Source organism: Kitasatospora sp. NPDC096077, from assembly GCF_040303245.1.
GTDB lineage: Bacteria > Actinomycetota > Actinomycetes > Streptomycetales > Streptomycetaceae > Kitasatospora.
On record NZ_JBEOSV010000005.1, the window covers coordinates 313,381 to 321,241 of the forward strand.

Annotated in this window: 4 protein-coding genes; 1 reads left to right on the plus strand and 3 read right to left on the minus strand. The window is 72.9% G+C overall.

Features of this window, described 5'->3' with window-relative positions:
• Positions 1-70: 70 nt before the first annotated feature.
• On the minus strand, positions 71-1,918 hold the full coding sequence (locus ABTZ03_RS08270) for an ABC transporter ATP-binding protein (protein WP_350512048.1): 1,848 nt from the start codon (positions 1,916-1,918) through the stop codon (positions 71-73).
• On the minus strand, positions 1,915-3,741 hold the full coding sequence (locus tag ABTZ03_RS08275) for an ABC transporter ATP-binding protein (RefSeq protein WP_350512049.1): 1,827 nt from the start codon (positions 3,739-3,741) through the stop codon (positions 1,915-1,917). Before ABTZ03_RS08275 ends, ABTZ03_RS08270 begins: the two co-directional genes overlap by 4 nt.
• 233 nt (positions 3,742-3,974) lie before the next feature.
• On the opposite strand from ABTZ03_RS08275, the gene ABTZ03_RS08280 reads away from it, so the two are divergent.
• A complete protein-coding gene (locus tag ABTZ03_RS08280; protein WP_350512050.1) occupies positions 3,975-5,402 on the plus strand; it encodes a family 2B encapsulin nanocompartment shell protein in 1,428 nt (475 codons plus the stop codon).
• Between the two features lie 4 nt (positions 5,403-5,406).
• Here ABTZ03_RS08280 and glgX read toward each other — a convergent pair whose 3' ends face one another.
• Entirely contained in the window at positions 5,407-7,650 is a 2,244-nt protein-coding gene (gene glgX / locus ABTZ03_RS08285) for a glycogen debranching protein GlgX (RefSeq protein WP_350512051.1), read from the minus strand.
• Between the last annotated feature and the right edge of the window lie 211 nt (positions 7,651-7,861).

The window sequence follows — 7,861 nt, forward strand, 5'->3', positions numbered from 1 at the left end:
GGGTGCGTGACGGCGCACCCGGACGGGCACAACTGTGGGGCTCCCCGGTGGGGTGCCACTGTGGGGAGTTCTACACCAGGCTGTCCCGCCAGGCACGGTGCAGGGTGGCGAAACGGCCCTCGCCGCCGATCAGCCGCTCCGGGGAGCCGTCCTCGACGATCCGGCCGAGGTCCATCACCAGCACCCGGTCGGCGATCTCCACGGTGGACAGCCGGTGGGCGATGATCACCGCGGTGCGGCCCGCCAGCACGGTGCGCATCGCCCGCTGCACGGCCTGCTCGCCGGGCACGTCCAGCGAACTGGTCGCCTCGTCCAGGATCAGCACGGCCGGGTCGGCCAGCAGGGCGCGGGCGAAGGCGACCAACTGGCGCTGACCGGCCGAGATCCGGCCGCCGCGCTTGCGCACGTCGGTGTCGAAGCCGTCCGGCAGCGCGGCGATGAAGTCGTACGCGCCGATGTCCCGGGCGGCCTGCTCGACCTCGGCGCGGGTGGCGCCGGGGCGGCCGATCGCGATGTTCTCGGCGACGGTGCCGGAGAACAGGAAGGACTCCTGGGTCACCATCACCACCCCGCGCCGCAGCTCCGGGGTGGCCAGCTCGCGCAGGTCCACGCCGTCCAGCCGGATCCGGCCGTCGGTCGGGTCGTAGAAGCGGGCCAGCAGCTTGGCGAGCGTCGACTTGCCGGCGCCGGTCGCCCCGACCACCGCGACCGTCTGCCCGGCCGGGATCAGCAGGTCGAAGGGCGGCAGCACCTCCCGGCCGGTGCGGTAGGCGAAGCGGGTGCCCTCGAAGGAGACCGCCCGGCCCTTGCCGGTGGCCTCCGGAAGCTCCGTCGGCTCGGCGGGCTCGGTGACGGTCGGCTCGTGGGCGAGCAGACCGGAGATCTTCTCCAGGGCCGCGGCCGCGGACTGGTAGCTGTTGAGGAACATCGCCAGGTGGTCGAGCGGGTCGTACAGGCGGCGCAGGTAGAGCGCGAAGGCGGTCAGCACGCCCAGCTCCAGGGCGTCCTCGGTGACCAGGTAGGCGCCCAGCAGCACGATGCCGGTGAACCAGATGTTGGCGGTGAGCCGGGAGAGGCCGACGTACCGGGCGAGCTCCAGGAAGCCCTCCGCGTTGGCCGTGGAGGACTGCCCGCTGACCACCGCGAAGGCGGCGTTGTTGGCCTTCTCGCGGCGGAACGCCTGCACCGGGCGGATGCCGTTCATGGTCTCGGTGAAGCGGACGATCATCGAGGCGGCGGCGGTGCGCGAGCGGCGGTAGACCCGGCTGGAGCGGGTGCGGAAGGAGTGGGCGACCAGCGCCAGCGGGAGGAAGGACACCAGCGAGGCGAGGCCGAGCCGCCAGTCCATCACCACCAGCAGCACCGAGATGTAGCAGACCGACAGCAGGACCGTCAGCAGTTCCTGGAGGCCCTCGGAGAGCAGCTCGCGCAGCGCGTCGATGTCGCTGGTCGCCCGGGAGATGATCCGGCCCGAGGTGTAGCGCTCGTGGAAGTCCAGGCTGAGCCGCTGGGCGTGCCGGAAGATCCGGCCGCGCAGCTCCAGCACGACGTCCTGGTTCACCCGGGCGCTGATCTTGGTGAACGCCCACTGCAGCACCGGGCTGAGCAGCGCGCAGAAGAGGTAGGCGGCCACCACCGCGACCAGCGGGCCGGAGTCGTGCGCGCGCAGCGCCGGGATGCCGCGGTCCATCGCCACCGCGACCAGCAGCGGGCCGGACTGCAGGGCGGCCTGCTGGACCAGGATCACGCCCATCGCGACGGCGATCCGGGCCCGGTGCGGGCCGAGCAGCGAGCGCAGCAGCGCCCGGGGGGCGCCGGGCGGGACCGGTATGTCCTCCTCGTCGGTCGGGGACGGCGGAAGCTCCTCCTCGGCCGGCTCGGCGGCCTCGGCCTTCGCGGGTTCGGCGGTGGTGGTCACACGGTGCTCCCCTCGGGCCGGAGGGCGGCCTCGCCCGACATCAGTTCGCGGTAGCGGGGGCAGTCCCGCAGCAGCTCCTGGTGGGTGCCGACGGCCTCGATCCGGCCGTCCGCGAGCACCGCGACCCGGTCGGCGAGCAGCACGGTGCTGGGGCGGTGGGCGACGACCAGGGCGGTGGTGGAGCCGAGCACCTCGCGCAGCGCCCGCTCGACCAGCGCCTCGGTGTGCACGTCGAGCGCGGACAGCGGGTCGTCCAGGACCAGGAAGGGCGGGTCGCCGACCACCGCGCGGGCCAGCGCGAGGCGCTGGCGCTGGCCGCCGGACAGGCTCAGGCCCTGCTCGCCGACCTCGGTGTCCACGCCGTCCGGGAGCCGCTCGACGAAGCCGGCCTGGGCGGTCGCCAGGGCCGAGGCCAACTGCCGCTCGTCCGCGCCCGGGGCGCCCAGCAGGACGTTCTCCCGGACGGTGGCGGAGAACAGGGTGGGCTCCTCGAAGGCGACCGAGACCAGTGCGCGCAGGTCCTCCCGGGGCAGTGCGGCGATGTCCCGGCCGTCCAGGGTGATCCGGCCGCCGGTCGCCTCGTACAGCCGGGGGACCAGCGCGGTGAGGGTGGTCTTGCCGCTGCCGGTGGCGCCGACCAGGGCCATCGTCTCGCCGCTGCGGACGTGCAGGTCGATGCCGGTCAGCAGGTCGGGGCTGCCCTCGGGGGCGTCCGGGTAGCGGAACCGGACGCCGGTGAAGCGGATGCCGTCCGGGGGCCCGGCGGTGGGACCGTCGGGGGTGCGGCCGGGCGCGGCGGCGGTGACCGGGGCCTCCGGTTCGGGCTCGTCGATGACCTCGAAGAACCGGTCGGTGGCGGTGGCGGCCTCGTTGGCGTAGGCGAGCAGCCAGCCGAGCGACTCGACCGGCCAGCGCAGGGCGAGCGCGGTGGAGAGGAAGGCGACCAGGGTGCCGGCGCTCAGCTGGTCGTGGGCGACCAGGTAGGCGCCGACGGCCACGGCGCAGGCGAGCGCGATCTCCGGCAGGCCGACGGCGACCGCCGACATCATGGCCAGCTGGTGGGCCTTGCCCAGTTCGGTGCGGCGCAGCAGCCGGGACTGTTCGCGGAAGTGCTCGGCCATCGCGCGGTGCCGGCCGAAGGCCTTGAGGATGCGGATGCCGAGGACGGACTCCTCGACCACGGTGGCGAGGTCGCCGTTCTGGTCCTGGGCGCGCCGGGCGCCGAGCGAGTAGCCGGCCTCGAAGCGCCGGGTGAGCACCGTCAGCGGCACGGCGGGCAGCAGGACGATCACCGCGAGCCGCCAGTCCTGGGTGAGCATCAGAGCGGCGCCGGCCAGGAAGGTCACCGAGTTGACGATCAGGAACACCAGCGGGAAGGCCAGGAAGAGCCGCATGGCGTTCATGTCGGTGGTGGCCCGGGAGAGCAGCTGGCCGGAGCCCCAGCGGTCGTGGAAGGAGACCGGCAGCCGCTGGAGTTTGGCGTAGAGGTCGTTGCGCATGTCCGCCTCCAGCCGGCCCAGCGGGCGGGACAGGACCACCCGGCGGGTGTAGAACAGGGCGGCCTCGACCAGTCCGAGGAGCAGCAGCAGGCCGACCGGCGGCCAGAGGGCGTGGAGGTCGTGCCGGGCCAGCGGGCCGTCGACGATCCGGCCGAGCACCACCGGGACGGCGAGGGTGCTCAGCATGGCGAGCGTGGCGGCCGTCACCGAGACGACGAGCCGGCCGCGCACGGCCCGGGCGTAGGGCCACAGGCGCAGCAGCGAGCGGACCGTGGAGCGGTGGCTCCCGGTCGTCCGGTCGACGTCTTGTCTGTTCTCGGCCATCGCGGTGAGGGTAGGCGGACAGCACGTCATTTCTCATCCGGTTTTTCGCCCCTGTCGGTGGCGTCCGGCGATAACCGGCCACTCGGACGGGTGAGACAGGGGCGGAGCACGGGGCGCGCACGGCCGTTCGTGCGGGGAGGAATGCGCCGTGCGCCTCTTGCGAGCGCTTGCCGAACGGCCGATTACATCTCCTGACGGATACCCATGGATACCCGAGTGACAGGAGTGCCGACATGACGGTCGACGCCGAGCCCACCCCCGGCCCCGGCGCCGCGACGGTGCAGGTGCGGGCCCAGCTCAGTCTCAGCACCACCGCGGCACGGAATCTGGCGACGACGACCAAGTCGAAGCCGCAGATGCAGGAGATCACCTCCCGCTGGCTGCTCAAGATGCTGCCGTGGGTGAACGTCAGCGCCGGTACCTACCGGGTCAACCGGCGGCTGAGCTACGCCCCGGGGCGCGGCCGGGTGAGCTTCGCCAAGACCGGTTCCTCGGTGACGGTGATCGCCCCCTCGCTGGCCGAGGTGCCGGCGCTGCGCGGTTTCGAGGATCAGGAGGTGCTGGCCGAGCTGGCCCGCCGGTTCGTCCAGCGGGACTTCGCCCCGGGCGACGAGCTGGTGCGGGAGGGGGCGCCGATCGAGGAGGTGTTCCTGATCGCGCACGGCAAGGTCGACCGGATCGGCACCGGCAAGTACGGCGAGCAGGCGGTGCTCGGCACCCTCGCGGACGGAGACCACGTCGGCGACGAGGTGATCACCGAGCCGGGCGGCACCTGGCCGTACACCGTGAAGGCGGCCACCTCCGGTGTCGCGATGGCCCTGAACGCCGCCCAGCTGCAGGAGCTGATCGACCGCTCGGCGACCCTGCGCGAGCAGCTGCTGGGCTTCGCCACCGACGCCGCCCAGGCGCAGAACGCCCACGGCGAGGCGGAGATCGACCTCTCGGCCGGCCACCAGGGCGAGTTCGAGCTGCCCGGCGCCTTCGTGGACTACGAACTGGAGCCGCGCGAGTACGAGTTGAGCGTCGCGCAGACCGTGCTCAGGGTGCACACCCGGGTCGCCGACCTCTACAACCAGCCGATGAACCAGACCGAGGAGCAGCTGCGGCTGACCGTCGAGGCGCTGCGCGAGCGGCAGGAGCACGAGCTGATCAACAACCCGGAGTTCGGGCTGCTGAGCAACGCCGACTTCGACCAGCGGATCCAGACCCACTCGGGCGCGCCCACCCCGGACGACCTGGACGACCTGCTGGCCATGCGCCGTGACACCGACTACCTGTTCGCCCCGTCCCGGGCCATCGCCGCGTTCGAGCGGGAGTGCAACAAGCGCGGCGTCTACCCCGGGACGGTCGACGTGCTCGGCAAGCAGCGGCCGACCTGGCGCGGGGTTCCGATCCTCCCGTGCAACAAGATCCCGGTGGCGGGCGACCAGACCACCTCCTTCATCGCGCTGCGGGTGGGCGAGGACAACCAGGGCGTGGTCGGTCTGACCCAGGTCGGCATCCCGGACGAGGTCGAACCGGGCCTGAACGTCCGCTTCATGGGCATCGACGAGAAGGCGATCGCCGCCTACCTGGTCAGCGCCTACTACTCGGCGGCGGTGCTGGTGCCGGACGCGATCGGCGTGCTGGAGAACGTCGAGGTCGGGCACGCCCGCAGCTGATCCGCTACGGCCGGGTGGGCACGCGCAGCAGCTGCAGCGAGCGCCCGCCCAGCACCACCGCGCCCCGCGGGTACGGCTCGCCCGTGCCCGCGGCGGCCGTGTCCAGCAGCGTCCGGTACCCGGCCTCCGGCTCCGCCCAGGGCTCCCCGGGCAGGGTGAACACGGTCGGCTCGTGGCCGGCGTTGAGCAGCAGCAGGAAGCTGTCGTCGGCCAACGGGTGCCCGGTGTCGTCCTGTTCGGACATCGCGGTGCCGGACAGCAGCATGCCGAGGCAGGCCGTCGGGGCGTACCAGTCCGCCTCGGTCATCTCCTTGCCGAGCGGGGTGAACCAGGCGAGGTCCGGCTGTCCGCCGGGGACGGCGGCCCGGCCGGAGAAGAACGCCCGCCGGCGCAGCACCGGGTGGGAGCGGCGCAGCCGGACCAGCCGGGCGGTCAGCTCGCACAGCCCCCGCCAGCCGGGCTGCTCCAGCAGCGACCAGTCCAGCCAACTGACCTCGCCGTCCTGGCAGTAGGCGTTGTTGTTGCCGCCCTGGGTGCGGCCGAGCTCGTCCCCGGCGGTGATCATCGGGACGCCGGCCGAGAGCAGCAGGGTGGCCATCAGGTTGCGCAGCTGGCGCAGCCGCAGCGCGTTGACCTCCGGGTCGGTGGTCTCGCCCTCGACGCCGTGGTTCCAGGAGCGGTTGTCCTCGGTGCCGTCCCGGTTGGCCTCGCCGTTCGCCTCGTTGTGCTTGCGGTCGTAGGAGACCACGTCGCGCAGGGTGAAACCGTCGTGCGCGGTCACGTAGTTGACCGAGGCGTAGGGCCGGCGGCCGTTGTTCTGGTAGAGGTCCGAGGAGCCGGCCAGCCGGTAGCCGAGTTCGCGGACGTCCGGGCGGGCGCCGCGCCAGAAGTCCCGTACGGTGTCGCGGTAGCGGTCGTTCCACTCGGCCCACAGCGGGGGGAAGCCGCCGACCTGGTAGCCGCCGGGGCCGACGTCCCAGGGTTCGGCGATCAGCTTCACCCGGCTGAGCAGCGGGTCCTGGGCGACCGCGGCGAGGAAGGGGTGGTCCATGTCGACGCCGTCGGTGGTCCGGGCCAGGGCGGCCGCGAGGTCGAAGCGGAAGCCGTCCACGCCCATCTCGGTGACCCAGTAGCGCAGTGAGTCGGTGATCAGCCGGACCACCTGGGGGCGGCGGGTGTCCAGGGTGTTGCCGCAGCCGGTGTAGTCGGCGTAGCCGCGCGGGCGGTGGGCGGCGAGGCGGTAGTAGGCGGCGTTGTCGATGCCGCGCAGCGACAGCGCCGGGCCGAGTTCGGCGCCCTCGGCGGTGTGGTTGAACACCACGTCGAGGATCACCTCGATCCCGGCGGCGTGCAGGGCGCGGACCATCCGCTTGAACTCGCCGACCTGGCCGCCGCGGGAGCCGGCGGCGGAGTAGCCGGCGTGCGGGGCGAAGTAGCCGATCGTGTTGTAGCCCCAGTAGTTGACGAGGCCGCGGGCCTGGAGGTGGTCCTCGCTGGCGTACTGGTGCACCGGCAGCAGTTCGACGGCGGTGATGCCCAGGCGGGTGAGGTGGGCGATCGCGGCGGGGTGGGCCAGGCCGGCGTAGGTGCCGCGCAGCGGCGGCGGGATCTCGGGGTGGCGCATGGTGAAGCCGCGGACGTGCAGTTCGTAGAGGACGGTCTCGGCCCACGGGGTTCTCGGGCGGTGGTCGTCGGACCAGTCGTCGTCGTCGTGGACGACCACGGATCTGGGGACGTAGGGGGCGGAGTCGCGGTTGTCCCGGACGGTGTCGGCGACATCGGCCTCCGGCCAGTTGCGGACGGCGGAGCAGGCCGCGTCGTGGGAGGTGTAACTCCCGTCGACGGCACGGGCGTAGGGGTCGAGCAGCAGTTTCGCCGGGTTCCAGCGGGCGCCCGTCCACGGGTCCCAGCGGCCGTGCACCCGGAAGCCGTAGCGGGTGCCGGGGCGCACGCCGGGCAGGAAGCCGTGCCAGATCTGGCAGTCCTGTTCGGTGAGGCGGTGCCGGGTCTCCTGGTCGGCGTCGTCGAACAGGCAGAGGTCGACGGCTTCGGCGCCGGCCGCCCAGAGGGCGAAGTTGGTGCCGGGGCCGCGGGGGCGGTCGGGGCCGCCGGTGCGGTCGGTGCCGCTGGTGCGGTCGGGGCGGAAGTGGGCGCCGAGGGGATGCCGGCTGCCCGGCCACGGTGGTGCGGCGGTGTGCGGGTCGCCGTCCGGCCGTACCCCGGCTTCCAGCTCCTGCCCTGACGCCATGGTCGAACCCTCCCTGAACGGGGTGTCCCGGAACCCGTTCACCTTCTCTTTCCCGGATTGTGGGGGAAGGAAGCGGGGTTTGTTGGGGGGTGGGGGCTTTCGGGAGGGTGGGTGACGCCGGGGGCGGTTCCGGGGGGGGGTGCTCCGGGGGCTGGGTGATTTTCGGACTGCCGACCCTGTCTGCTGATGCCTGGCCGCCGTTGGCAGTCTG

Bases quoted from the DNA above. Each gene is read 5' to 3' on its own strand.
- ABTZ03_RS08275 (WP_350512049.1), bottom strand. From the start codon at position 3,741: ATGGCCGAGAACAGACAAGACGTCGACCGGACGACCGGGAGCCACCGC.
- ABTZ03_RS08280 (WP_350512050.1), top strand. From the start codon at position 3,975: ATGACGGTCGACGCCGAGCCCACCCCCGGCCCCGGCGCCGCGACGGTG.
- glgX (WP_350512051.1), bottom strand. From the start codon at position 7,650: ATGGCGTCAGGGCAGGAGCTGGAAGCCGGGGTACGGCCGGACGGCGAC.